General features: G+C 71.4%; 26 protein-coding genes. 18 read left to right on the forward strand and 8 right to left on the reverse strand.

Annotated elements, in window-relative coordinates; all coding sequences use genetic code 11:
• The first annotated feature begins 8 nt into the window (after nt 1–8).
• The 8 genes from AC5RVZ_RS00160 (at nt 9) to AC5RVZ_RS00195 (ending at nt 7,197) form a co-directional block, all read left to right on the forward strand.
• The gene (locus AC5RVZ_RS00160) at nt 9–422 is read left to right on the forward strand and encodes a Fur family transcriptional regulator (protein ID WP_494063766.1); all 414 of its coding nucleotides are present in this window, start codon (nt 9–11) and stop codon (nt 420–422) included.
• A complete protein-coding gene (locus tag AC5RVZ_RS00165; protein WP_494063767.1) occupies nt 409–1,479 on the forward strand; it encodes a permease in 1,071 nt (356 codons plus the stop codon). Before AC5RVZ_RS00160 ends, AC5RVZ_RS00165 begins: the two co-directional genes overlap by 14 nt.
• Complete coding sequence (locus AC5RVZ_RS00170; protein ID WP_494063768.1) at nt 1,472–2,242, forward strand: TIGR03943 family putative permease subunit; 771 nt, start codon at nt 1,472–1,474, stop codon at nt 2,240–2,242. The genes AC5RVZ_RS00165 and AC5RVZ_RS00170 overlap by 8 nt, the downstream gene beginning before the upstream one ends.
• Nucleotides 2,232–3,644, forward strand: coding sequence for a hypothetical protein (locus AC5RVZ_RS00175; protein WP_494063769.1), 1,413 nt, complete (start codon nt 2,232–2,234; stop codon nt 3,642–3,644). Before AC5RVZ_RS00170 ends, AC5RVZ_RS00175 begins: the two co-directional genes overlap by 11 nt.
• Nucleotides 3,645–3,714: 70 nt before the next feature.
• The gene (locus AC5RVZ_RS00180; protein WP_494063770.1) at nt 3,715–4,074 is read left to right on the forward strand and encodes a PadR family transcriptional regulator; all 360 of its coding nucleotides are present in this window, start codon (nt 3,715–3,717) and stop codon (nt 4,072–4,074) included.
• Nucleotides 4,071–4,898, forward strand: coding sequence for a hypothetical protein (locus AC5RVZ_RS00185; protein WP_494063771.1), 828 nt, complete (start codon nt 4,071–4,073; stop codon nt 4,896–4,898). Before AC5RVZ_RS00180 ends, AC5RVZ_RS00185 begins: the two co-directional genes overlap by 4 nt.
• Before the next feature lie 153 nt (nt 4,899–5,051).
• Nucleotides 5,052–5,792, forward strand: a complete 741-nt coding sequence (locus AC5RVZ_RS00190) for a DNA-3-methyladenine glycosylase (protein WP_494063772.1) — start codon at nt 5,052–5,054, stop codon at nt 5,790–5,792.
• Between the two features lie 61 nt (nt 5,793–5,853).
• Nucleotides 5,854–7,197, forward strand: a complete 1,344-nt coding sequence (locus tag AC5RVZ_RS00195; protein WP_494063773.1) for an acyltransferase family protein — start codon at nt 5,854–5,856, stop codon at nt 7,195–7,197.
• On the opposite strand, the gene AC5RVZ_RS00200 is transcribed toward AC5RVZ_RS00195, so the two are convergent.
• Both AC5RVZ_RS00200 and AC5RVZ_RS00205 read right to left on the reverse strand, forming a co-directional pair.
• On the reverse strand, nt 7,157–7,810 hold the full coding sequence (locus AC5RVZ_RS00200; protein ID WP_494063774.1) for a response regulator: 654 nt from the start codon (nt 7,808–7,810) through the stop codon (nt 7,157–7,159). The genes AC5RVZ_RS00195 and AC5RVZ_RS00200 overlap by 41 nt on opposite strands.
• The gene (locus AC5RVZ_RS00205; RefSeq protein ID WP_494063775.1) at nt 7,807–9,012 is read right to left on the reverse strand and encodes a sensor histidine kinase; all 1,206 of its coding nucleotides are present in this window, start codon (nt 9,010–9,012) and stop codon (nt 7,807–7,809) included. Before AC5RVZ_RS00205 ends, AC5RVZ_RS00200 begins: the two co-directional genes overlap by 4 nt.
• A 260-nt stretch (nt 9,013–9,272) precedes the next feature.
• Between AC5RVZ_RS00205 and rpmB the strand changes: the two genes are divergently transcribed.
• The 6 genes from rpmB (at nt 9,273) to AC5RVZ_RS00235 (ending at nt 13,982) form a co-directional block, all read left to right on the forward strand.
• Nucleotides 9,273–9,509 (forward strand): 50S ribosomal protein L28, encoded by a 237-nt coding sequence (gene rpmB, locus AC5RVZ_RS00210; RefSeq protein ID WP_449569998.1) that lies wholly within the window; start codon nt 9,273–9,275, stop codon nt 9,507–9,509.
• Nucleotides 9,509–9,679 (forward strand): 50S ribosomal protein L33, encoded by a 171-nt coding sequence (gene rpmG, locus AC5RVZ_RS00215; protein ID WP_005051772.1) that lies wholly within the window; start codon nt 9,509–9,511, stop codon nt 9,677–9,679. Before rpmB ends, rpmG begins: the two co-directional genes overlap by 1 nt.
• Before the next feature lie 3 nt (nt 9,680–9,682).
• A complete protein-coding gene (gene rpsN, locus AC5RVZ_RS00220; RefSeq protein ID WP_494063776.1) occupies nt 9,683–9,988 on the forward strand; it encodes a 30S ribosomal protein S14 in 306 nt (101 codons plus the stop codon).
• 105 nt (nt 9,989–10,093) lie between these two features.
• Nucleotides 10,094–11,221 (forward strand): alpha/beta hydrolase, encoded by a 1,128-nt coding sequence (locus tag AC5RVZ_RS00225; RefSeq protein WP_494063777.1) that lies wholly within the window; start codon nt 10,094–10,096, stop codon nt 11,219–11,221.
• Between the two features lie 304 nt (nt 11,222–11,525).
• The gene (locus AC5RVZ_RS00230; protein WP_494063778.1) at nt 11,526–11,813 is read left to right on the forward strand and encodes an HU family DNA-binding protein; all 288 of its coding nucleotides are present in this window, start codon (nt 11,526–11,528) and stop codon (nt 11,811–11,813) included.
• A 219-nt stretch (nt 11,814–12,032) separates the two neighbouring features.
• On the forward strand, nt 12,033–13,982 hold the full coding sequence (locus tag AC5RVZ_RS00235; protein ID WP_494064694.1) for a bifunctional copper resistance protein CopD/cytochrome c oxidase assembly protein: 1,950 nt from the start codon (nt 12,033–12,035) through the stop codon (nt 13,980–13,982).
• Between the two features lie 84 nt (nt 13,983–14,066).
• Here AC5RVZ_RS00235 and AC5RVZ_RS00240 read toward each other — a convergent pair whose 3' ends face one another.
• On the reverse strand, nt 14,067–15,215 hold the full coding sequence (locus AC5RVZ_RS00240; protein ID WP_494063779.1) for a hypothetical protein: 1,149 nt from the start codon (nt 15,213–15,215) through the stop codon (nt 14,067–14,069).
• 61 nt (nt 15,216–15,276) lie between these two features.
• The gene (locus tag AC5RVZ_RS00245; RefSeq protein ID WP_494063780.1) at nt 15,277–16,110 is read right to left on the reverse strand and encodes an NAD(P)/FAD-dependent oxidoreductase; all 834 of its coding nucleotides are present in this window, start codon (nt 16,108–16,110) and stop codon (nt 15,277–15,279) included.
• 52 nt (nt 16,111–16,162) lie between these two features.
• On the opposite strand from AC5RVZ_RS00245, the gene AC5RVZ_RS00250 reads away from it, so the two are divergent.
• Together AC5RVZ_RS00250 and AC5RVZ_RS00255 are read left to right on the forward strand one after the other, a co-directional pair.
• Complete coding sequence (locus AC5RVZ_RS00250) at nt 16,163–16,678, forward strand: MerR family transcriptional regulator (protein WP_494063781.1); 516 nt, start codon at nt 16,163–16,165, stop codon at nt 16,676–16,678.
• Nucleotides 16,679–16,687: 9 nt separating this feature from the next.
• Entirely contained in the window at nt 16,688–18,046 is a 1,359-nt protein-coding gene (locus tag AC5RVZ_RS00255) for an ATP-dependent DNA helicase (RefSeq protein WP_494063782.1), read from the forward strand.
• A 21-nt stretch (nt 18,047–18,067) separates the two neighbouring features.
• On the opposite strand, the gene AC5RVZ_RS00260 is transcribed toward AC5RVZ_RS00255, so the two are convergent.
• Both AC5RVZ_RS00260 and AC5RVZ_RS00265 read right to left on the reverse strand, forming a co-directional pair.
• Nucleotides 18,068–18,724: a biliverdin-producing heme oxygenase gene (locus tag AC5RVZ_RS00260; RefSeq protein WP_494063783.1), complete on the reverse strand. Its 657-nt coding sequence runs from the start codon at nt 18,722–18,724 to the stop codon at nt 18,068–18,070.
• Between the two features lie 77 nt (nt 18,725–18,801).
• Nucleotides 18,802–19,128: a DUF2470 domain-containing protein gene (locus AC5RVZ_RS00265; protein ID WP_494063784.1), complete on the reverse strand. Its 327-nt coding sequence runs from the start codon at nt 19,126–19,128 to the stop codon at nt 18,802–18,804.
• An 81-nt stretch (nt 19,129–19,209) separates the two neighbouring features.
• Between AC5RVZ_RS00265 and AC5RVZ_RS00270 the strand changes: the two genes are divergently transcribed.
• Nucleotides 19,210–20,472 carry a serine hydrolase domain-containing protein gene (locus tag AC5RVZ_RS00270; RefSeq protein WP_494063785.1) on the forward strand — a complete coding sequence of 421 codons (1,263 nt, stop codon included), beginning with the start codon at nt 19,210–19,212 and terminating at the stop codon, nt 20,470–20,472.
• Between the two features lie 41 nt (nt 20,473–20,513).
• Nucleotides 20,514–21,356, forward strand: coding sequence for an EamA family transporter (locus tag AC5RVZ_RS00275; RefSeq protein ID WP_494064695.1), 843 nt, complete (start codon nt 20,514–20,516; stop codon nt 21,354–21,356).
• A 23-nt stretch (nt 21,357–21,379) separates the two neighbouring features.
• Here AC5RVZ_RS00275 and AC5RVZ_RS00280 read toward each other — a convergent pair whose 3' ends face one another.
• Nucleotides 21,380–21,874 carry a hypothetical protein gene (locus AC5RVZ_RS00280; protein ID WP_494063786.1) on the reverse strand — a complete coding sequence of 165 codons (495 nt, stop codon included), beginning with the start codon at nt 21,872–21,874 and terminating at the stop codon, nt 21,380–21,382.
• 426 nt (nt 21,875–22,300) lie between these two features.
• Complete coding sequence (locus AC5RVZ_RS00285) at nt 22,301–23,401, reverse strand: LacI family DNA-binding transcriptional regulator (RefSeq protein ID WP_494063787.1); 1,101 nt, start codon at nt 23,399–23,401, stop codon at nt 22,301–22,303.
• Nucleotides 23,402–23,599 lie beyond the last annotated feature (198 nt).

Genomic DNA, 23,599 nt, shown 5'->3' on the forward strand with positions numbered 1-23,599 from the left:
CTCGGACCATGGTCCAGCGCAACACGTGGCAGCGCGAACGCGTGCGCGAGGCGCTCGCCGACGCCCGCGGTTTCGTGAGCGCGCAATCGCTGCATGCGACCCTCCGCGACGAGAACACCGGCATCGGCCTGGCCACGGTCTACCGTGCGCTGGCGGGCCTCGCAGCGCAGGGAGAAGCCGACTCGCTGCAGAGCCCCGAAGGCGAGGCGCTCTACCGCGCCTGCGCCAGCAGCGGCCACCACCACCACCTCATCTGCCGGTCGTGCGGCCTGACGGTCGAGATCGAGGCGAGCGACGTCGAGCAGTGGGCCCGCAGCACCGCGCAACGGCACGGCTTCCGCGACGCCGAGCACGTCGTCGACATCTTCGGACTGTGTGCGTCGTGCGCCCAGGCCCGGGAATCAGAGCGTGGCGGGAACTGACACTCGCACGCCGCTCGGCACATCGCCGAGCCGGCGCACCGCCACGGGTCCGGATGCCGCGCAGCGGCCATCCGCGACGGCGCGCACCCTGCTGTGGGCCGGCGTCGGCGCGGCCGTCGTCGCCGGCCTGTTCCTCATCGACGCCATCGCGCCCGCCCTCTTCCCGGCACCCCTGCCCACCCGTGCGCAGGATGGCCTGACGCTCGCGATCAGCGTTCTGATCGAGTCGCTGCCGTTCGTCGCGCTCGGGGTGGTGCTGTCGATCCTGGTGCAGGTGTGGGTCCCTCCGGGTGTCATCGAGCGCTGGATGCCGCGGCGCGGCTGGGCCCGTCGTGCGGTGCTGTCGCTCCTCGGCATGATTGTGCCGGTGTGCGAGTGCGGCAACGTGCCGTTCGCGCGGGGACTGATGATGCGGGGCTTCACCGTCTCGGAGACGATGACGTTCCTCATCGCCGCGCCGATCGTCAACCCGATCGTCATCATCACCACGCACCAGGCGTTCGGCTTCGACGACGGCATCCTCGTGGCGCGGCTGCTCGGCGGATATGCGATCGCCAATCTCATCGGGTGGCTCTACAGCCGGCACCCCGACCCCGACGCGCTCCTCACCGAGCGGTTCCGCGACGCCTGCGCCCTGGTCGTGAACGAGCCGGGCGGCCGCTGGCGGCGGACCCTCGCACAGTTCGTGGTCGAGCTGCGCGCCGTCATGCCGGCGCTGATCATCGGGTCGGCGCTCGCGGGCGCCGTGCAGGTGCTGATCCCGCGCGAGGCGCTGGTGGCCATCGGATCCAACCCGGCGCTGTCCATCGTGGCGATGATGTCCCTCGCGATGATCGTCGCGATCTGCTCCAACGTGGACTCGTTCTTCGCGCTGTCGTTCGCCTCGACCTTCACGCCGGGCTCACTGGTCGCCTTCCTGCTGGTCGGTCCGCTGGTCGACGTCAAGATGCTCGCGCTCATGCGCACGACCTTCACGTGGCGCGCGCTGGCCGGTGTGGTCGTGGTCGTGGTGCTCGCCTCGTTCGCGATCGGAACGGCGGTGAACCTCCTTGCGTAAGGCGCAGTGGGTCGGCACACGGTGGCTCGGGGTCGGGCTCGCCGCCGTCCTCGCTGTGGTGACGATCTCGCTCGCGGCGACGGGGCGCCTGGCGCTGTACATCAACCCCGACTCGACCTGGTTCGCGGTGTCGATGGCGGTGGTCGTCCTCGCCGGCACCGTGGCATCCTTCGCGCTGCCGCTCGGCGCCGAGGCCGATCACGGGCATGACCACGGCGGCGACCACGACCGGTCCGGAAGCGACCACCACCACGCGCCGCACCCGGTGGCCGTCGCCGCGACGGCGGTCGGGGGGATCGCGGCATCCGGCGTCGCCGTGCTCACGCTCGTCCTGCCTCCCGCGTCGCTGTCGGCCGAGCTCGCCATGGCCCGCGATGTGGGGGCCACGCCGCTGTTCGGCGGACAGGACGTCGTGACCCTCGCCGCCAGCGGCGACACGTCCTCATTCGGTGTCGGCGACTGGGCCACGGCGTTCGCCACGGCGACCGGTCCGGGTGCCTTCGACGGCGACGAGGTGGAGCTCACCGGGTTCGTCACGCCCGGCGAGGGCGATGCGTTCGACCTCACCCGCATGGTCATCACGCATTGCGTGATCGACGCCCAGCCGGCGAGCGTCCCGGTGGTGGGGCTCCCGGGAGATCCCGACACCGGGCAGTGGGTCACGGTCACCGGCACGGTGCGGTCGACCTCCGACGGCCGTCTCGCGATCGACGCGACCTCGGTGGAGCGGATCGCCGAGCCGGAGGACCCGTATGAGTACTGAGCCGGCGTCACGGCGCGCCCGCGCCCGGCGCCGCCGCAGCCGCGCGTTCGCCGTGACGTTCGCCGCCGTCGTCGGCGCCCTCGCCGTGCTCGGGCTGGGCGGCGCCGCCGTCAGCGTCGCGCAGGGACCCCGCGTCACCGATGTGTCGGTCGACCCCGCAGCCGCGGTCGAGGCGTCCGGATCCCGCCTCATCGTCACCACCTCGCAGTCCCTCGCCGAGATCGACCCGTCCCAGGTGACCGTGACCCCCGAGACGCCGTTCGACGTGGACACGTCAGGCCGCAGCATCGGGGTGCGCTTCACGCTGCCGCTGTGGGACGACACCGAGTACACCGTGCGCATCGACGACGTCGCCTCCCTCGGCGGCGGACCGACGGCGACCGTGACGGAGAGCTTCCGGACTCCGGCGGCGCAGGTGTACCTGCTGCAGCGCGGCACGGGCGACGGCGACGTCATCTACCGCACCGACCTGTCCGGTGAGCGGGCCACGGCGGTGTTCCGCCATCCGCACATCGAGGACTTCCGCGCCACGACCGCGCATCTGGTGATGTCCGTGCGCACCGAGGACGATCAGGCCGGCCTCATCGTGACGGATCTCGACGGCGGCGACGAGCGCAGCCTCCCCCTTCCCGGGGACGGGTTCGTCTCGAACCTGCAGAGCGCCGACCGCGGGGAGCTCATCGGGTACACCTTCTCGGATGCCGATCTCACGGCCGATTCCGGGCGGGAGAGCCGGCTGTTCACGGCGTCGCTGAAGGATCCGGAGGCCAAACCCGTCGAGATCGCGGTCGAAGGCGCGGATCCGCGCGTGGCCGAGTGGCGCTTCGTGCCCGACACCGACAGCATCCTGCTGCTGTCCTTCGACGGCTCCCTTCTGCTCACCGGCTCGGGCGGCGACGGCGCGACGGCGCTCGGCACGGCGATGACGCTCGAGGGCATCGCGCGCGGCTCGAGCGAGGCCGTGGTCGACCGTGTCGAGGAGACGACGGTGATCGATCTGACCGACGCCGGCGAGGAGCCGCTCGTCGCGCCGGACGTGGAGCTCGGCGGCACGAGTTCCGTGACGCCGCTTCCCGACGGGTCGACCATCCGCACCGCCGCCGTGCTGGAGGACGGCACGCCGACGGGGCGGACATCGGTCGCGCTCGTCGCCGCCGACGGCGCCACGCGCGTGCTCACCGAGGTCGCCGACACCGACGCGGTTCTGCAGGTGTGCGTCGCGCCGAGCGCCCGCTACGCCGCGGTCCTCGTCGCCCCCGACGCCGTCGCCAACGCGTACGACACGTACCAGCTGCCGCTTCCCGAGCGTCCCGAGACCCGCGTGGTCGCGCTCGAGGACGGGTCCCCGGTCGTGGCGCTGAACGGCTCCGCGATCTCGTGGTGCCAGGTGCCGCCGCAGTAGGACGCCGCGGCTCGACGCGGACGATATCTTCCTATTGACAATAGGAAGATATCTGCCTGATGATGGTGCCATGCGACGGCGACCGGGATCCCTGCTTCCGCTCGAGGCGGCGATCCTCAACGCGGCCCTGCGGCTCCACCGCAGCGGAGAGGACCGCTTCCACGGCTTCGGGATCGCGAAGGTGATCGCCGACGGCAACGAAACGGGCGCGCTGACCTCCCACGGCACGCTGTACAAGGCGCTCGGCCGGCTCGAGGCCGCGGGCCTTCTGACCAGCGACTGGGAGGACGCCGACCTGGCGACCGAACAGGGACGACCCCGGCGCCGGCTGTATCGGGTGACCGGAGCGACCGCCGTGGCCCTCGCCGAGCACCGACAGACGATCCCGCGGAGCGCCCCGCTCGGGCGCGCCGCGTGGGAGACACCGTGACCGGGCGTGCCGCCCGCGAGCGGGACAGGACAACGGCGACCGGTGTCGCCGTGCGCATGGTCCTGGCGTGGGTGGACTGCTACACAGGATGGGTGAGCGCGGAGGCGGCCGAGCGCCGACGCGAGGAGATCCACTCAGACCTGTGGGAGCAGCAGGCCGACGCACGCGCGAACGGAGCGCCGCGGCTGACCGCGACGCTGTCCATCGCGAGACGAGCAGCGGCCGGCGCGCCGGCCGACCTGCTCTGGGTACACACGCAACGCGCGGCATCACGGGGTCTGCCGGCCGAACAGAAGGCACGATCCATGAACAACACCGTCCGTCTCCTCTCCCGCTGGTGGTGGGTGCTCGGCGCCGCCGTCGTCTCCGCGTGGGGACTGGCCATGAGCACCGGTCAGCTGCTGCAGCCGGGCATGCCGTATCTCGAAGGCACGATCCAAGGGTTCGTCACGGCGCTGCTGCTCGCCTCCGGCGTCGTGCTGCGAGCGCGGATGCCACGTACCGCCGGCGTGCTCGTCGTCGCGGGGGGATCGATGTACGCGATCCTGTGGTGGGCGCCCCTCGTGATGGCGGTCGCGATCGCCGTCGTGGTCGGCGCCGCCGTCGAGGTGCTCCGGTCCGTCCCGCGTCGCGATGTCGGGCGGCTCACGCTCGCCGCTTCGGGGCTCCTCGCCGTCGGCATCACGCCGATCGGCTACGTCATGGTCGGCTACGACGCCGGCGCGGTCGGCCTGACGTGGTTCGCCGCCGCTGCGGCGGGAACCGCGCTCGTGTGGGCTTCCTTCCGGACGGCGCCCCTCTCGACGGGCCCGGCGACCGCATGAGACCTCATCGACTCCGGCGTGGCGAGGCGCAGGCCTCGACCCCGTGACCGCCGGAGCGCGTCCCGGGGGGCCGCTCGGCACGGCATCCCGGGACGCGTTGTCGTCCAGCGCCGCCCCCACGGCGAGCCTCTGCGAGCGCCGTAGACTCGGGCCATGGCGGAGGAACGGCTGCGGGCGGTGACCCGCGCCGACCTCATGGGACTGCCCGCCGACGTCGCCCCGCGCCTTCTCGGCGCGCACCTGTCGACGACGGTGGCGGGCGAGACCGTCACGGTGCGGATCACCGAGGTCGAGGCCTATCACGGCCGCGGCACCGGGCCGGTTCCCGACCCGGGCTCGCACGCGCGTATGGGTCCGACCGCCCGGAACGCGACCATGTGGGGCGAACCCGGGCACCTGTACGTGTACCTCAGCCACGGCATCCATTCCTGCGTCAACGTCGTCTGCGGGCCGGAAGGTCTCGCGGGCGGGATCCTGCTGCGCGGCGGTGAGGTGATCGAGGGAACGGATGCGGCGGCCCGTCGCCGCCCGGCAGCGCGATCGCACCGCGAACTGGCACGGGGCCCCGGTCGGCTGGGCGATGCCATCGGCCTGAAGCATCCCGTCCACGACGGTATCGACGTCGTCACCGGTGAGCCGCGGCACGGGGCGGTCGCGCTGCTGCGGCTGCGCGAGCGACCCGTCGCCGACGTCGCCGCCGGCCCGCGCGTCGGGGTGGCAGGGCTCGCGGGCACCGACGAGTTCCCCTGGCGCTTCTGGATCCCGGGCGAGCCCACGGTCTCGGCGTTCCGCTGGGGCCGGGGTGCCCTCGACGCGCACCTCGCCCGGGCGGCGGTCGACAGCGCTCACGGTGACGGGCCCACCGCGTCCCACCCCTACCCCGGTAGGGGGTGAGAAGCGGTACCCCGGAGGGATTCGGGGTGATGGCCGCCGTCCATAGCGTCGGAGGACGCTCATGGAAGGCCTCCGAATGTCCGTCGCCGCGCCCCTCGCTCCGTCTCTCCCCCGTACCGACCCGGTGGCCGGCGGTCCACCGTCGCGGGACCGCGCGATCGACGTGGTGCGCGCCGCGAGCCTCGTCGTCGTGGTGCTGCTGCACGGCCTGATGGCGGGGATCTGGGTCGAGGGCGGCCAGATCCGCATCGTCAACGCCGTGGAGGGTCAGGACTGGTTCGCGCCGGTGTCGTGGTTCGTGCAGGTCATGCCGCTGTTCTTCCTCGCCGGCGGCGTGGCCGCCGCGACGCAGTGGCGGCGTGTGCGGCCGCGCGGCACCACGGCGTGGCAGTTCGCGGCGGGACGCGTGCGCCGACTCGCGCTGCCCGCGGCGGTCGCGTTCGGCGTGATCGCCGCCGTGCTGACCGTCGCCGCGCTCGCGGGGACGCCGGCGGATCTGCTGGCTGACATCGGGTGGCGGCTCGCACAGCCGATGTGGTTCCTCGCGGTCTACGTCGGCGCATCGGCTCTCGTGCCGCTGCTGCACCGGGCGCACGAGCGCGCGCCGTGGCTGACGCTGGGGCTCCTCGTAGCCGCGGCGTTCGGCGTGGACATGGCCGGCATGGCGAGCGGGGCTTCCGCACTGGGCATCCTGAACCTCGCCTTCGTCTGGTTGGCGATGCAGCAGCTGGGGTTCTTCTGGGCGGACGGCTGGTTCCGTTCGCTGACGCCGGAGCGGCTCATCGCCGGCGTCGTCGGCTGCGTCGGTGCCCTGGCGGTGCTCGTCGGCATGGGATACAGCCCCGACATGTACGTGAACCTGAACCCCCCGACGGTGGCCCTCGTGGTGCTCGGCGCGGCGCAGACCCTCGTGGTCGCGGCGCTCGCCCCGCGTCTCACGCGCGCGCTGGATCGGAGCGCGGCCCTGTCGGCGGCGGTCGACGCGATCGGCGCGCGATCCATGTCGATCTACCTCTGGCACATGTCGGCGCTGGTGATCGTCGCGCTGGGGATGCTGTGGATCGACGCGTCGTTCCCCACCCCGCTCACCGTCGACTGGTGGATCACGCGGCCGCTGTGGCTGGCCGCGGTCACCGCGGCCGCCGTGCCGCTCGCCCTCGTCGCCGGGCGGCTCGAGGCACGCCGGACGGCCCCCCGAGCCGAGGGGCGTGCGCGCACCGTCGCCGCGGTCGCGGTCGCCACGGCGTCGGTGTGCGTCGTGCTGCTGTCGGGCTTCGCCCTCTGGGGCGCCTGGGCCGGCGCGATGGGTGTGACGCTCGCCTACGGACTCGCCGGGGGACCGCTCCCGATCGGACGCCGGCGCATCAGGAGGGCATCACGAGCCGCGACTCGTACGCGACCATGACCGCCTGAGCGCGGTCGCGGAGCTCGAGCTTCTGCAGGATGCGCGAGACGTGCGTCTTCACCGTCTGCTCGGCGATGAACAGCGACGCCGCGATCTCGGCGTTCGACAGTCCTCGCGCCACGAGCGTCAGGATCTCGCGCTCCCGTTCGGTGAGCTCCTCGAGCACCGCGCGATCGGTCCGGCGAGGCGTGGGTCCGGCGGTGTACTGCTCGATCAGCCGGCGGGTGACGCTCGGCGCCAGCAGCGCGTCGCCGTTGACGACGACGCGCACGGCGGCGGCGAGCTCGTCGGGCAGTGCGTCCTTCAGCAGGAAGCCGCTGGCCCCCGCGCGCAGCGCCTCGAAGACGTACTCGTCGATGTCGAACGTCGTGAGCATGATGACCCGTGGAGCATCGTCGTCCTGAGCGAGCGTCCGTGTCGCGGCGATGCCGTCGGTTCCCGGCATCCGCACGTCCATCAGCACCACGTCCGGGCGCAGCTCGCGGGCGAGGCTCACCGCTGCCGCGCCGTCGGCCGCCTGGCCGACGACGCGGATGTCGTCGTACGCGTCCAGCAGCGCCGCGAAGCCGGCGCGGACCATGGCCTGGTCATCGGCGATGAGCACCGTGATCATGTCGCACTCCTCTGGTGGACGGACGAGCGGGGGATGGACGCCGTCAGCTCGAAGCCGCCGTCGGGCAGCATCCCCGCGAAGACGACGCCTCCCAGACGCGTGACGCGTTCGCGGACGCCCTCCAGGCCGCTTCCTCCTCCGGTCTCGCGCGGGCCGGGTGCGGGCGCCGCGCCGTTGACGATCGACAGTCGCACGACGTCATCGTCCGACGTGAGCGCGATCCTCACCGGTGCGCCGGGGGCATGCCGCAGCGCGTTGCTCACGCCTTCCTGAGCGATGCGGTACAGCGCCAGGCTGACCACCTCGGGGAGGTCCTCCGGCGCGCCGGCGCTGCCCTGGAACGACACATCCGCCCCGGCTGACGCGGCCTGCTCGACCAGACGCGGGATGTCGCCCGCGTGGGCGAGCGGCGCCCGCGGGGCCTCGTCGCCTCCGCGGAGCACCGCCAGCAGCTCTCGCATCTCGCCCAGCGCGCGACGCGACGCCGCCGCGATCTCCTCGAACTCCGCCCTCAGCTGCGGTGGCGTCCCGGGGTGGCGCGCCGGTGCGCTGAGCGCCTGGACGTTGATCAGCGACATGCTGTGTGCGATCACGTCGTGAAGCTCCCGCGCGATGCGCGCCTTCTCCTCGGCGATGACGCGGGCCGCGTGCTCCTGCGCGGTGACCACGTTCGCCTCGGCGAGCTGGCGGCGTGTCCGCCACCACCGCTCACCGATGGCCGCCAGCGCCAGCACACCGGCCGACACCGAGAGGGCGACGATGATGTTCACCGACGCCGCCTCATCGTCGCCGCCGGGCACGAGCGCCACGACGGCGACCGTCGCCACGACGGAGGCCGCAAGGCCGGATGCCGCCACCAGCCAGTGCCCGCGGATCGCCAGCACGCCCGCCGTCGCCGCCGCCGCGATCAGACCGGTGACCGACCACGGCCACGGCGCACCCGGTTCGGCTGCCGCGGTGGACGCGAAGAGGACGGCGCTCGCCGTCGATCCCACCGCGGCTCCGAGCGGCAGGTACCACGCCGCGACGAGCGCCGCGGCCCGCACGAGGGCCACCGCGAAGGCGAGCCCGGCCGGCATCCCATGGACCGTCGCGTTCAGCGGCGCGTCCACGGAGACGACGCCGATGGCGGCGAGGGCGAGCACGACGGGAGCCCACGTGCGCGCGCGATGTCGGCTCATCGGTGCGACCGCTTCTGCCATGACTCCGACCCTAGGGCGCCTCCCCGGGTCGTCGCCTGCGCGCGGCGGTCGGAAGCGACGGCCGCTGCCTGGTGACCATGACGGCCGTCGGGCCGCGCGCCGGGTCCGTGCTAGACTGACTCTTTGTCTGCGCGCACTCCAGCACGCAGTTCGTGTCCCCACCTTGATCGCGGGCCTTCACGGGCCGGGTCGGGCGTGGGATGCAGACAAGGGATCTTGGGTGGCGCCGTCCGGCTCCACGGTACTAAGGAGACATCACTATGGCAGCAGTGTGCCAGGTGACTGGAGCAGTTCCCGGCTTCGGTCACAACATCTCGCACTCGCACCGCCGGACGAAGCGCCGCTTCGACCCGAACGTGCAGAAGAAGACCTACTTCGTGCCCTCGCTCGGCCGTAAGGTCACCCTCAACGTGTCCGCCAAGGGCATGAAGGTGATCGACGCGCGCGGCATCGAGTCGGTTGTGAAGGACCTGATCGCGAAGGGTGTGAAGCTCTGATGGCGAAGAAGGCACAGGACGTTCGTCCGATCATCAAGCTGCGTTCGACCGCCGGCACGGGCTACACCTACGTGACGCGCAAGAACCGCCGCAACAACCCCGACCGCATCGTGCTGAAGAAGTACGACCCGGTCATCCGCAAGCACGTCGAATTCCGCGAGGAGCGTTGATCCATGGCTAAGAAGAGCAAGATCGCGCGCAACAAGCAGCGCCAGGAGGTCGTCGACCGCTACGCCGCCAAGCGCGCGGAGCTGAAGAAGGCTCTCGTGAGCCCCAACTCGACCGACGAGGAGCGCGAGGCCGCCCGTGTGGGGCTGCAGAAGCTCCCCCGCAACGCGTCGCCCGTGCGCCTGCGTTCGCGCGACGTCATCGACGGCCGCCCCCGCGGTGTCCTGACGAAGTTCGGCATCTCGCGTGTCCGCTTCCGTGACATGGCGCACCGTGGCGAGCTGCCCGGCGTGACCAAGTCGAGCTGGTAAGCCGAGTCTGACGCGAAAGACCCGGGATTCTTCGGAATCCCGGGTCTTTCCGCGTCTCACGGGACATCTACACTCGGGCGTGAGCGCAACGGGGGAGGAGGGTGCATGCCGCTGGATCCGGTCTTCGAAGAGCGACTCCGCGTCCACCGCCGGTACCTCTTCGACCAGGCGCTGGGCGGCGTGCGCGCGCGGCTGACGGCGCTCTGGCCGTTCGGGCGCGCATCCGGGCCTACCGAGGGGGCGAAGGCGCCGCCGGAGGCGAAGACCACGGCGGCGTCCCCGCGGCGCTCGGCCGGCAAGGGCAAGCCTCCGCTCGGTCCGCACGCCCGCGCCAGAGCCCGTCACCGCCGCGCAGCGCTGGCGTGGGACCGCAAAGAGCTTCAGACGGTCGGCACGGCGGGTCCGGACGTGCGCATGACCGAGCATCGCCTGTCACCGGACGGCGTCCCGGCCTTCCGCGTCCGCATCTATTACCCGGAGCTCCACGGCAGCACCGCACGGGAGGAGCCGGTGCCGGCTGCGCTGGCGTTCTATGGCGGTGCCTTCCGCATCGGCGGCATCGACTATCCGACGACGGATGCCGGTCACCGCCGTCGTGCCGCCGACTCCGGCGTCGCGATCGTCGCGGTCGACTACGCCCTGGCGCCCGAGCACCGCTACCCGACAGCCGTCGAGCAGGCGTACGCCGCACTGGAATGGGTGTTCCGCGAAGCGGCGGCACTCGGGATCGACGGCGACCGCATCGGGCTGGCCGGCACCTCGGCGGGCGGCAACATCGCCGCGGCGCTCACGCTCGTCAACCGCGATCGCGCGGGGCATCCGCTGCGCCTCCAGATCCTGGAGGTCCCGGTGGTCGACCTCACCGGCCGTCACCTCGATCTTCGGGCGACGCGCGCCCTCGGCATCCCGCGGTTCCTCGCGATGCGGGAGCTGCGCTCGGTGGCGCGCACGTACCTGGCCGAGGTGTCGGACGCCCGCGACCCGTACGCGTCGCCGCTTCTGGCCGGCTCGCACGCCGGGCTGCCGCCCGCGGTCATCCTCACCGCGGAGTTCGATCCGCTGCGCGGCGACGGCGCCGCGTACGCCGCGGCCCTCCGTCGTGCGGGGGTGGAGGCGAGCGCCGTCCAGTACCTCGGCGTCACGCACGACACCCCCATCTTCACCGGCGTCCTTCCCGCCGCACAGCGGTGGCACGATGACGTGGTGACGGCGCTGCGACGGCTGCACAGCTGACCCGCCGCTGCGCTGGAACGGTCCGGGATCCAGCCCTTCGCCGGACGATCCGACGCCGATCCTCCCGACATGCGCGCGATCTCCGACGCGGGGCGATCGAGCCCGGTGAGCGTCACAAATGCCACATCCGTCACTCGCATCGTGCGACACGCCGCTCGAAAGGCCCGAAAACCGCAGAAATACGCGGAAAGAGCGGTCTGGTCGGGTACATTCGGACCCGGTCGATAGACCAACCGCGAGGCGATGGCCTCACGGTCCGAGCAATGACAAGACGGCGATCCGTCGTCGCTGGAGGACATACCCAATGGCCGACAAGTCCATCACCAAGACCGAGCTCGTTGCGAGCATCGCGAGCGCGACCGGGCAGAGCCAGTCCGCCGTCTCGAGCGTGCTCGACTCCCTCTTCTCCACCGTCTCCGAGGCGGTCGCCAAGGGCAGCAAGGTCGCCATCCCCGGCTGGATCTCGTTCGAGCAGGTCGAGACCTCGGCTCGCACGGGCCGCAACCCGCAGACCGGCGAGGAGATCAGCATCCCCGCAGGCAAGCGCGTCAAGGTCACCGCGGGCTCGAAGCTGAAGGCCGCCGTCAAGTAATCGACGAAGACCTCGAGAGGGGGATGCCGCGCACCGCGGCATCCCCCTCCGTCTTCCTCGGGCGCCCGGCAGCCCGCGTCACCCAGCGAGCGTCGATCTGCCGCGACGTAGGCTGGGAGGGTGACCTCCACCTCGGCTCGACCCGGCGTCGCCGCGCCTGACGGAGCCGCGCGACCCGCCGGATCGCCGTCCCGCCTCCTCAGGGCTGCCGGTCCCGCGATCCTGGTCGCAGCCGCACTGGCCACTCTGCTGTGGGGGCTCGCGTTCGGGGGAGGGGCGGCGCCGCTCGAAATCGGGGATCCGGGCCCGTTCGCGCGCTGGGGGCTGCCCGTGGCCAAGCTGCTGGTCAACCTCTCGGCGGCCGGGATGGTCGGCGTGCTCATCACCGCCCTGTTCACGCTCCGGGCGGGCGACCGGGAGTTCGACGTCGCCCTCGACACGGCATCCATCAGCGCCGCGGTGTTCACGATCGCGTCGGCCGCGACGGGATTCCTCACCTTCGTCGACGCCTTCAACCCCGCCGTCGACGCCGGCCCGCAGTTCGGCGCCCAACTCGGGCGCTTCCTCGTCGAGACCGAACTCGGCCGCACGTGGCTCATCACGACGATCGCCGGCGCGGCGCTGACCGTCCTCACCTTCGCGGTGCGCTCGTGGACGGCGACGGTGTTCGTCGCCCTCGTGGCGACGGCGTCGCTCGTGCCGATGGGCACGCAGGGACACTCCGGCGAGGAGGCGTTCCACCACGAGGCCATGACGGCGCTGATCCTGCACATCATCGCCGCGGCCGTGTGGCTCGGCGGGCTGCTGCTTCTCGTCGTCGTGCGGCCCCTGCAGTCCCGCGGCGACCTCGCCTCGACGGTGGCGCGGTATTCGAGCATCGCCCTCGCCGCCTTCGCCGTCGTGGCGCTGACGGGCACGGTGCGGGCGGCGATCGGCCTGCGCGAATGGAGCGCGCTGCTGTCCTCGTACGGCGTCGTGCTCGCCGTGAAGGTCGTGGCGCTCATCGCGCTCGGGCTCTTCGGCGCCTGGTACCGCACCCGCCTCATCGGCCGCATGCGGGAGTCGGATGCAGCGGCCGGCGCCTTCTGGAAGCTCATCGCCCTCGAGCTGGCGCTGATGGGGATCGCGAGCGGCGCCGCTGCGGCGCTCGCGCGCACGCCTCCTCCCGTGCCGCCGGCGATCCCCGAGGTGCCCTCGCCCGCCGAGCGCTTGACCGACGCGCCGCTGCCGCCGGAGCTCACGCCCGAGCGGTGGCTCACCGCCTGGAACATCGACCTGCTCTGGGCGGTCGTCGCCGGCTTCGCCGTGTTCTTCTACCTCGCCGGCGTATGGCGCCTGCGCGGGCGCGGCGACGCGTGGCCCGTCTACCGCACGATCATGTGGATCGCGGGGTTCGCGCTGCTCGTCTGGGTCACCGGCGGAGTGATCAACGTCTACCAGGACTACCTGTTCAGCATGCACATGGTCGGGCACATGCTGCTGACCATGGCGATCCCGCTCCTCATGGTCGCCGGCGCGCCGGTCACGCTGGCGGCGCGCGCGATCCGCAAGCGCGACGACGGCACCCGCGGCGGCCGCGAGTGGATCCTGTGGGCCGTGCACTCGCCGGTGGCCCGCGTGCTGACCAATCCGTTCGTCGCGGCCGGGCTCTTCATCGGCTCGCTCTGGGTGTTCTACTACACCGACCTCTTCCGCTGGTCGCTGTACGACCATCTCGGGCACGAGTGGATGGTCGCCCACTTCCTCATCACGGGCTACCTCTTCGTCCTGAGCCTCATCGGCATCGACCCGGTGCCCTTCCGTCTGCCCTACGCCGGGCGGCTGCTGCTCCTGATCGGCGTGATGGCGATGCACGCCTTCTTCGGCATCGCGATCATGATGCAGGAGGGCCTGATGGTGGCCGAGTGGTTCGGCTCCATGGGGCGTACCTGGGGAGCGACGCCGCTGGAGGACCAATACACCGGCGGCGGCATCGCCTGGTCGATCGGCGAGGTGCCCACGCTCATCCTGGCGATCACCGTCGCGATCCAGTGGAGCCGCAGCGACGACCGCGAGACGAAGCGGCGGGATCGGCACGCCGACCGCACTGGAGACGCCGAGCTGGAGGCCTACAACGCACGCCTCGCCGCGCTCGCCGAGCGTGACGCGAAGGCCGCCTCGCGGAGCTAGGGACGTTTCGTCTCCGTCCCGTCCCCGCGCGCACACTCCACGCGGCGCCGGCTCGGTCACCGCGGTGGTCGGCGACCGGGACGATCACTCGGTGGTGGGGCCGGTGACGACGATCGACGCGCTGCCGTCGGGCAGCACCGTGATCGAGCCCTCCACGACGAACGGCACGTCCTCGCTCACCGACCGCACCTTGCCGTCGAAGAGCGAGCGGATGTCGACGTCGATGTGCGCGACCGCCTCGGCGGGCCTGATGCGCCAATGCGCGCCGTCCGGGGCGACCGACACGGACGGCTGCCGCACGATCGACCAGGTGGGGAGCGAGTCGATGCGGTCCCGCACGACGTAGCCGAACGGGCAGGCCGTGGGCTGCAGCACCTGCTGCGTCGTGCAGGCGCTCAGGAACTCCTCGACCTTCTGCTGCACGACCGCGACGAACTCCTCCGTCGGCTCGGCCTGCACCTCGATGGGGATCGACCGGAACGGGCTGTCCGAGAGCACCGCGACACCGGGCGTGCTCGAGATGGCGGTGTCCACCGACACCGAGTACAGCCCGGGGGAGAACACGAGCAGGGGAAGGGGCGCCAGCGGGTCGGCATCCGCCCCGTCGGGTGAGACCTGCCGTTTGTCGATCTCGAAGCCGTTGACCTCGAACACCATCGAGCCGCGCACGCCGAGCTCCATGACCGCGAGCGGGCTCGTGGCGAACCGCCACGTGGGGGCGAAGCCGATCGTGCCGGCGCGCTCGATCTCGAAGGTGGTGATGCCCGGATGCCCGCGGGCCTCGTACTCGACCGTGACGCGGGTGATCTGCCCCTTCTGCTCCTCGGACACGACCTGCGCATCGCTCAACGGAGCCAGCGCGGCGCTGCGCAGCAGCGCCTCCGAAGCATTGGGCGGCAGGCCGGCCGCCTCGAGATCGGCCGAGCTCACCGTCACGCCCGGGACCGTGAGAGCCTGCGCCGCGTCCCCGTCGGCGAGCAGTCCGAGGTAGCGCTCGACGAACGCCGACGGACTGTAGAACTCCTTCTGGATCGTCGCGTAGGCGGCGACCGCAGCCCCTGCGAGCAGGATGCCGATGACGCCGAGCAGGCTCAGATCGGTCACGAGCCCGCGTCGCGACAGCATCTTGCGCGGCGGCTGGATCAGCGCGGGCGACTCGGCGCGCGCAGACACAGGGGCGACCGGCTGCGCGGTCGCGCGACCGGATGTCGTGTCCACCGCCCCTTGGTCCACGCGACCAGTCTAGAAAGGCGCCACCCGGGAAAGCCCTGGATGTCGGGGGATTGCGACGCGATCACGCCACGATCGCGTCGCGCACGACGCAGGCCGCCGCGACCTGGCCCGCCGCGATGGCCGCGGCCAGCGACACCATCGGCCCGCCCGCCGTCGCCGCGTGCGCCATATCGCCGGCGGCGTACACGCCCGGCACCGTCGTGCGCCCGAGCGGATCGATCTCGACGCCGCCGCTGCTGAGGATCCGGCACCCGAGCTGCTGTGCGAACGGTGCCCGCTGCCGGGATGTCGCCGCCGTGAACACGCCCGCGACGTCGACGTGCGAGCCGTTCGCCAGGTGCAGTTCGAGGCCGTCGTCGCGTGGCGAGACCCGCTCGAGCTCGCTCGGTGCGACGACCAGCGAGGAGGCGACGACAGGACGCAGCATCCGCTCGACCATCACGGCGTGGTCGCCGTCCATCACGATGCCCACGCGCTGCCCGGCGAACTCGTGACCATGGCAGAACGGGCACTGCGCGACGCGGGCGCCCCAGTGCTCGGCGAGACCGGGCACCGCCGGCAGTTCGTCGCGCATGCCCGTCGCGAGGATGATGCGGGCCGCCCGCTCGACCCCGCTCTCGGTGCGCACCGTGAAGCCGCCGATGGCTCCCGCGATCTCCTCCACTCGTGCATCGCGCACCTCGACCGTGCCGTACGCGGAGAGCTCGGCGCGGGCGAGTGCCCGCAGCTCAGCCGGGTTCCGGCCGTCGTTGGTGATGAGATTGTGGGCGTGCTCCACGGTGCCGTTGCGGTACTCGCCGGAGTCGAGCAGCAAGACCGAGCGGTGCATCCGCCCGAGGGTCAACGCGGCCTGCAGGCCGGCCGGTCCGCCGCCGATCACGATCGCTTCGTACATGGGTTCCCTTCCTCGAGTTGCGTTCGACTCGATCGTGTGACTTCATGTCGACATGAAGTCAAGTGGTCTGTCGATCGGGGATGCCGCGGCCCGGTTCGCGCTTCCCACGCATGTCCTCCGCCACTGGGAGGACGTCGGTCTGCTGCGACCCGTCCGCGACGGGGGCGGCCGTCGACGCTATGACGACGACGACCTCGTGCGCATCGCCGTGATCGTGCGGAGCAAGCGCGCGGGGATGAGCCTGGAGCAGATCGGAGTGCTCCTGGACGAGAACGCACCCGAGCGCCACCGCGTGCTCGAGGACCACATCGCCGACCTGCAGCGCCGGATGGCCGAGATGGAGCGCTCGCGGCGGATGACCGAGCACGCGCTGCACTGCCGCGCGCACGACATCACCACGTGCCCCCGCTTCCGCGCCATCGTCGCCGACGTCGTCGCCGGCACCGGGCCCTGGCGGGATGCCGAACCGCCGATCGGCACGGCGCCGTGGGAGGGCGCAGCAGGGGACGGCGCGGCGCCGTCCACCGATGCTCACGGCGCACACCGGAGCCGGGCATCCGCTGGTTAGCATGAATCGGTGAACACGCCGCCTCTGTCCGCCGAGCAGGAGGCGCTGTTCCGGCTCATCGAGGACACCCGGGAGCATGTGTTCGTGACCGGCCGCGCCGGCACGGGCAAATCGACGCTCCTGCAGCACCTCGCCTGGAACACCGACAAGCAGATCGCGATCTGCGCTCCCACCGGGGTCGCGGCGCTGAACGTCGAGGGGCAGACGATCCACTCGCTGTTCAAGCTGCCGATCGGACTGATCGGCGCGCACGACGAGCCGCAGTCCGACGCGACCCGCAAGCTCCTCAACGCCATCGACACGCTCGTGATCGACGAGATCTCGATGGTCAACGCCGATCTCATGGACGCCATGGACCGCGCGCTGCGCCAGGCGCGGGGGCGCCGGGCCGAGCCGTTCGGCGGCGCGCAGATCGTCATGTTCGGCGACCCGTATCAGCTCGCCCCGGTGCCGCCGCGCGGCGACGAGCTGCGGTACATCCGCGACCACTACCGCTCGTTCTGGTTCTTCGACGCCAAGGTGTGGGTGGGCGAGACCGCCGGCGACGGCATCATCGACATCGGCTCGTACGGTGCGGACCTGCACATCAGGGAGCTCGTGGACATCCACCGGCAGTCCGACCCGGCCTTCAAGGCGATGCTGAACGCCGTCCGCTACGGGCGCGTCACCGCCGACATCGCGCAGATCCTCAACGACACCGGCGCCCGCACGCCCCCGGACCCCGCAGACGGCGAGCATCCCATCATCACGCTCGCCACGCGCAACGACATCGTCAACAACATCAACCGCCGCCACCTCACCGAGCTGATCGGTCGCGAGCAGACCGCCGTCGCCGAGATCAACGGCGATTTCGGCCGCGGGGATGCCGCATACCCCGCTGACGTCGAGCTCAAGCTGAAGGTCGGCGCCCAGGTGATGTTCCTGCGCAACGACACCCAGTCGTTCGGTGAGCCGCCCAGGTGGGTCAACGGCACCATCGGGACGGTCACGCGGATCGCCGGCGACACGGTGCGAGTGGACGTGGACGGGGAGGAGTTCGACGTCGAGCCGGCGGTGTGGGAGAAGTACCGCTACGCGTACAACCCCGGGTCCAAGACGCTCTCGCGGGAGATCGTCGCCGAGTTCACGCAGTTCCCGCTGCGCCTGGCCTGGGCGGTGACGATCCACAAGTCGCAGGGCAAGACCTACGACCGCGCGATCATCGACCTCGGATCGGGAGCGTTCGCGCCGGGTCAGACCTATGTCGCGCTGTCGCGGCTGACCTCGCTCGACGGGCTCTATCTGTCCCGGCCGCTGCGTCCGCGCGACATCCAGGTGGACCCCGACGTGCAGCGCTTCATGGCCGGTGTGCGCGCCCGCGCGTCCTGATCCCGGGGTCGGCCTTCCGGGTCAGGCCACCTGCACGGATGCCTTCGCCGCGGCGAGATCCTCGAAGAGCTCCGTGTTGAACCGGTACGCCAGCAGGACCTCATCGATCACGCGCTCCCGCTCGGCGGCATCCCACGGCGCGGCGTCGAGCTGCTCCCGGTAGACGTCCTTGAAGGCCCTGGGGTCGGCGATGTCTTCGAAGAGGTAGAACCCGATGCCGTTGGTGTCGAAACCGAAGCGGCGCGCCATCAGGCGCCCGATGAACTGCCCGCCGGAGAGGTCTCCGAGGTAGCGGGTGTAGTGGTGGGCGACGAAGCCGCCCGCCCACGTCGCCCCGACCTCGTTGATGCGGTCGACGTAGCGCTGCGTCGTCGGCAGCGGTTCGATGCGCTCGCGCCAGTCCGGGCCGACGAGGAACTCGAGGTCCGCCTCGAGGGCCGGCAGGCGGGTCAGCTTGTCGCTGATGAAGACCGCGGCCACGGGATCGTTCCGCATCTGGCGCGCCGTCCGCTCCAGCGCTTCATAGATGAACCAGTGCTGCGCGACGAGTGCCACGTAGTCGTCCCGGGTGCCCTCGCCCTTCATGAGGTCGGCCATGAACCCGGCGCCCTCGCTCGACGAGTGGGCGCGGCTTGATCGCTCCCGCAGGGCGGTCGAGAACGGGATCGGCTCGCTCATGGCGCCAGTGTAGCGAAAGTAAGGCGTGCCTAACCTCCGCGTTCTCCGGACGGCCGGGCTGAGGCGAGGCTCCCGCCTCAGGAGTGAGGCCGCGGCGCGACCCCGAGGCGGCGACACGCCTCGTCGTACAGTGCGACGATCTCGCGCCGCACCTGCTGGCGTTCGGAGATCGGGCCGTTCAGCCAGCGGACGGCGACCGGTGCGGTGGAGCCGTCCGTGAGCGTCGCCTGCCAGCGGCCGCCGTCGCCGTCGAAGCCGTCCATGCGCGCCGCGATGATGTCGCCCGGTGCCACGCCGACGTCGCCGGCGAACGCGCGGGCGATCAGCAGATTGTCATCGCCGTGGTCGCCGTTCATGTGCCTGAGCACGCCCTCGAGCACCGCGTCATCGAACTGGTGGGTCATCCCCATACACTACGGAGGAGCGAGACGCGACCGTGACCCTGGTGTGTTTGAATTCATAACACGATCCTCCGGGGGTGTCAGTTGCCGGTCCGCTTCCGATCACGCCGCGCCGTCGCGGCGATCTCCGGCGTCCTCGCATGCGTGCTCGCGTTCGCCGCCTGCTCGGTGGATCGGCACGTCGAGCTCGACACTCCGACGCAGGCCGAGCGGCCGCTGCCCGAGGAGACCGTCCAGCAGCTGCAGGATGCGGTCACCCACGCCATGGGTACGACCGGCTCGTCCGGTGCCATCGTGGGCGTGTGGGCGCCGTGGAGCGGCTCGTGGGTCACCGGGCTCGGCACGCAGCGTCCGGACGGCGGCGGTGAGGTCAGTGCGGACATGCAGTTCCGCGCAGGGAAGCTCACGCGCGCGATGACGTGCGACATCCTCTATCAGGTGGCCGAGGAGGGGCTGGTCAAGCTCGGCGACGTGGTCTCGACCTACGTCGCAGGAGTGCCGAACCTCGACGTCACCCTCGGTGAGCTGTGCGACGGCACGTCGGGCATCGGGTCCTACTCGGGCCAGCTGTACTCGACGTGGATGGGCAACCCCACCCGCCAGTGGGACCCGCGGTACCTGGCGAGCTTCGGACTCGGGCAGCCGCGCAACAGCGAACCCGGTGCGGCATACCGCGACTCGGACGCCGGCTACGTGCTGCTGGGCCTCGCGCTCGAGCGCGCCACGGGACAGTCCGCCCGTCAGCTCTTCCGAACCTACGTCGCCGACCCGCTCGACCTGTCCGCCACCGCGCTGGGTGCGCTCGACGCCGAGCCCGTCCTGCAGGGCGGGCAGTCCCTGCCGGGTGAAGGCGGGGCGCTCGACTGCGCGCAGCCGCTGGATCTCACGCAGGCCTCGCCCAGCACGGGATTCACCGACGGCGGAGCGGTCACCGACATCGACGACCTGGGGAAGTACGTGCAGGCGCTGGCTTCGAACTCGCTCGTCGAAGACGAGAAGCGGTTCGCCGACGCGCTGCCGGTGGCCGCGGATGGGCCGACCTGGTTCACCGCGGCGGGCGGCGCGATCCAGGCTGGCCCCCTCGTCGGCCAGTACGGCAAGGTGCCGGGCTACATCACCGCGGCGTTCGCCGACTCCCGCAGCGGCCTGGCCGTCGCGGTCGTGCTGAACAACTCCGCCGCGGACGGCGCCGTGGGCGCCTACCTGGCGTGGGAGCTCGCGGCGATCGCGTCGAAGGCGCCTGCCGCCGACGGCGGCACCATCCCGGAGGCGGGCCTGCCGTGGACGGCGGAGCAGTACCGCGAGGCGATCGGGGCTGCGGCCGTGTGCGCACCGCCGGCCGGCTAGTGACGCCCGGCACCATCCGACGAGGCGCGACCCCGGCCATCCTGCTCGTCGTGGCAGGTCTGGCGTGCCAGGAGGTCGGCGCGTCGCTCGCGGTCCTGCTGTTCGACGAGGTCGGTCCGCTCGGCATGGTGATGCTGCGGCTGGTGTTCTCCTCGCTCATCCTGCTGGCGATCGCCCGGCCCCGCCTGTCGGGCCACGCCCGCGCCGACTGGACCGCTGTCGTGCTGTTCGGCGTGGTCCTCGCGGTGATGAACGGGCTGTTCTACCTCGCGCTCGCCCGCCTGCCGCTGGGCGTCACCGTCACGATCGAGGTGCTCGGTCCACTGGTGCTGTCCATCGTCGCCAGCCGGCGGGCGTCGGCGTGGCTGTGGGCGCTGCTGGCGCTCGCCGGGGTGGCGGCGCTGGGCGGTGGCGGTTGGGACCGTCTCGACCCTCTGGGCGTCGTGTTCGCCCTGGGCGCCGCCGCGAGCTGGGCGTTCTACATCCTCGCGTCCGCGCGCGTCGGGCGGGCCTTCCCGCGACTCGATGGGCTCGCGCTCGCGATGACGGTCGGAGCCGTCCTGGCCCTGCCGTTCGGCATCGCGGATGCCGGCGCGGCTCTGCTGCGCGTAGACCTGGTGGCTCTGGGCGCGGCGGTGGCCCTGCTGTCGTCGACGATCCCGTATGCCTTCGAGCTCGTAGCGCTCCGTCGACTGCCGGCGGCCGCCTTCGCGATCCTCATGAGCCTCGCTCCCGCCACGGCCGCGCTCGCAGGCTTCATCTTCCTCGGGCAGCGTCTGTCGTGGCTCGAGATCGTCGGCATCGCGCTCGTCATCGCGGCGAGCATCGGTGCGGTGCGCTCGTCGGCGCGGGCCGCGCGGGAGGCCGCCGAACCGGTCGGGTGATGAGCGGCGCGCTCGACGCTCGGCTAGAGCTGCTGCTGCAGGGCGGCGCTGCGGATCGACTGCCGCGTCAGCTCGGGCCACGCCAGCGCCATGTCACCGGCGGGACCGGCAGGCGCCGAGACGGTGTTCGCGATGCGGTCGCGCAGCAGCTCGCCGTTCTCGCAGCCGGTGATGTCGATCGCGACGACGTCAACATCCCGACCCAGCTCGCGCTCGAGGGCCGCGTGCAGCTTGGCCGCCAGGCGCGCCGCGCTCGACAGGCAGCTTCCCTGCGGCATCGCTCCGCGATGGCTGTAAGGCAGGAACAGATGCACGAGACGGTTGTCGGAACGTGCGATCCGCACCACGTCGTCGAAGGCGTGGCGCAGCTGCCGCTTGACCGCCAAGCGCGTGGAGCACTCGCCGAGGTCGATGCCCCATACGAGAGCTCGTGGGGATGCCGTCGCCTCGGTCTGGTTCACGGCCAGCTCGTTGAGTGCGGGCAGATGATCGCCCCGCACGAGAATGTCGGCTGACATTGTTGGTCTGCATTTCCCTTCGCTACCGCCGACCAGACTTCCCGGCACACCGTGGTTCCCCGCCTTCTGGGAAACCGCATCTGAGCATACGCCTTGCACGGTGACCTGGCGCCGGACGCCGCACCGTCGACCTTCCGCGACCCCCGTGACGGAATCGCGCGGGTCGCGCAAGCCCCTCGCGGTGGCATCCCTCTTCGAGGAGTCTGCCCGCATGAGCGAGGACGACCAGAAGCAGATCGCGGACGAGTTCGCCCGTTCGGTCAACATGACCGCCGGCGAGCTCGAGACGTGGCTCGACACCGACGAGTCGACGTCGGTGGGGCGTCGAGGACACGCCCTGGCGCTACTCACTGATGAACTGGGGTCACGACCCGCTGAAGTGATCAGCGGGGACGCCCCGCTGCCAGGTCAGGGCGCAGGCCGGCGTCATGCGACCCTCGTGGACTCGCGTGGTCGCAGTTCCGGCAGGAGGTGCACTCGCTGCACGGGTCGGAGCCGCCCCTCGGTCAGGCGCCCCACGATCGTCTCTATCGCGAGGCGGCCGACCTGCTGCTTCGGTGGACGCAGAGCCGTGATAGCCGGCTCAGCGCTTTCGGCCACTTCATCGTCATAGGCCACGACCGCGAGGTCCTGTGGGATGACCCAGCCGTGATCCCGCGCGTGCTGTTGCAGAAGCACGGCTTGCGGGTCGGAGTGGATCAGCACCGCCGTCGTCCGGGTATCGCGGCAGGTGCGCAGAAGATTCTCCATCTCCTGCTCTCTGCTGGCGCCGTCCAGGGTGTCCAGCGCCGTGTCGAGGTCGAACGTCGGGGTCAGGCCGAGTTCGTCGACGGCGCGTGTCCACCCCCGCCGGAGTTGCCATGACGTCGGTGAGCCGGGAGAGGCGAGGAGCCCGACACGGCGGTGGCCGCGGGATGCGAGATGGCGAGCTGCCAGCGAGCCTCCGAAGACGTGATCGGACGTGACCGCTTCCAGCCGCGTCAGGGCCAGCGACGAGGGCACGCGTCGCTCGGCGAGCACGACGGGGATCGGCAGACTGTCCAGCCACTCGAGCAGTGCCGAGCCCTCCGGCCCCTGCGTCTCCGGGGCGACGATCAACCCATGGAGCGTTCCCGCTTCCACGAGCGAGCTGATCTGGCGGCGCTGGTCCGCGGCGGAGTAGCTCGCGCCTCTCAGAACGAGCTGCACGCCCGCATCGGTCGAGGCGGCGCGGGCGCCGATGATGACATGCGGCCAGTAGTACCCGAGCGACGGCACGACCATCCCGACCCTGAAGCGCGGTGGGTCCGATCCTCGAGCGCCGTGTGCGACCGTCGTGTCCAGCCGACTGCGCAACGTCGCGCCGCCGTGGACGCGCGTGAGCAGACCCCTGTCGGCGAGCGCGCCGATGTCGCGGCGGATCGTGAGCTCGGCGACGCCGAATTCGCGCGCCAGGTCGGCTACGCGCACGGAGCCGACGCGCCGGAGCTCGTCCATGATCCGCTCACGGCGCGACAGGCCGAACGGCGGCGGCGTGCGAGATTCCACGGCGATCTCCCTCGATCGGTGCGTGCGAGCGTGTTCGATCGAGGATAGTCCGCAGCCTGAGATGCGCCGGAATCGGTGCACTGGCAGGTCGAGCAGTTCGATTCGATTCGAGTGTGTTCGACTGTGTGCTTTTCGCTTTTCGACTCTCAGCGCGAGGTGGTTCCCTGGCGAGCGGACCCGAGTGGGCTAATCCTTTCA

Source organism: Arthrobacter sp. Cza30, assembly GCF_059090765.1.

Bases quoted from the DNA above. Each gene is read 5' to 3' on its own strand.
- AC5RVZ_RS00265 (WP_494063784.1), bottom strand. From the start codon at position 19,128: ATGACCCACCAGTTCGATGACGCGGTGCTCGAGGGCGTGCTCAGGCAC.
- AC5RVZ_RS00180 (WP_494063770.1), top strand. From the start codon at position 3,715: ATGCGACGGCGACCGGGATCCCTGCTTCCGCTCGAGGCGGCGATCCTC.
- AC5RVZ_RS00160 (WP_494063766.1), top strand. From the start codon at position 9: ATGGTCCAGCGCAACACGTGGCAGCGCGAACGCGTGCGCGAGGCGCTC.
- AC5RVZ_RS00260 (WP_494063783.1), bottom strand. From the start codon at position 18,724: ATGAGCGAGCCGATCCCGTTCTCGACCGCCCTGCGGGAGCGATCAAGC.
- AC5RVZ_RS00230 (WP_494063778.1), top strand. From the start codon at position 11,526: ATGGCCGACAAGTCCATCACCAAGACCGAGCTCGTTGCGAGCATCGCG.
- rpsN (WP_494063776.1), top strand. From the start codon at position 9,683: ATGGCTAAGAAGAGCAAGATCGCGCGCAACAAGCAGCGCCAGGAGGTC.
- AC5RVZ_RS00245 (WP_494063780.1), bottom strand. From the start codon at position 16,110: ATGTACGAAGCGATCGTGATCGGCGGCGGACCGGCCGGCCTGCAGGCC.
- rpmG (WP_005051772.1), top strand. From the start codon at position 9,509: ATGGCGAAGAAGGCACAGGACGTTCGTCCGATCATCAAGCTGCGTTCG.
- AC5RVZ_RS00200 (WP_494063774.1), bottom strand. From the start codon at position 7,810: ATGATCACGGTGCTCATCGCCGATGACCAGGCCATGGTCCGCGCCGGC.
- AC5RVZ_RS00205 (WP_494063775.1), bottom strand. From the start codon at position 9,012: ATGGCAGAAGCGGTCGCACCGATGAGCCGACATCGCGCGCGCACGTGG.
- AC5RVZ_RS00280 (WP_494063786.1), bottom strand. From the start codon at position 21,874: ATGTCAGCCGACATTCTCGTGCGGGGCGATCATCTGCCCGCACTCAAC.
- AC5RVZ_RS00250 (WP_494063781.1), top strand. From the start codon at position 16,163: ATGAAGTCAAGTGGTCTGTCGATCGGGGATGCCGCGGCCCGGTTCGCG.
- AC5RVZ_RS00225 (WP_494063777.1), top strand. From the start codon at position 10,094: ATGCCGCTGGATCCGGTCTTCGAAGAGCGACTCCGCGTCCACCGCCGG.
- AC5RVZ_RS00195 (WP_494063773.1), top strand. From the start codon at position 5,854: ATGGAAGGCCTCCGAATGTCCGTCGCCGCGCCCCTCGCTCCGTCTCTC.
- rpmB (WP_449569998.1), top strand. From the start codon at position 9,273: ATGGCAGCAGTGTGCCAGGTGACTGGAGCAGTTCCCGGCTTCGGTCAC.
- AC5RVZ_RS00190 (WP_494063772.1), top strand. From the start codon at position 5,052: ATGGCGGAGGAACGGCTGCGGGCGGTGACCCGCGCCGACCTCATGGGA.
- AC5RVZ_RS00175 (WP_494063769.1), top strand. From the start codon at position 2,232: ATGAGTACTGAGCCGGCGTCACGGCGCGCCCGCGCCCGGCGCCGCCGC.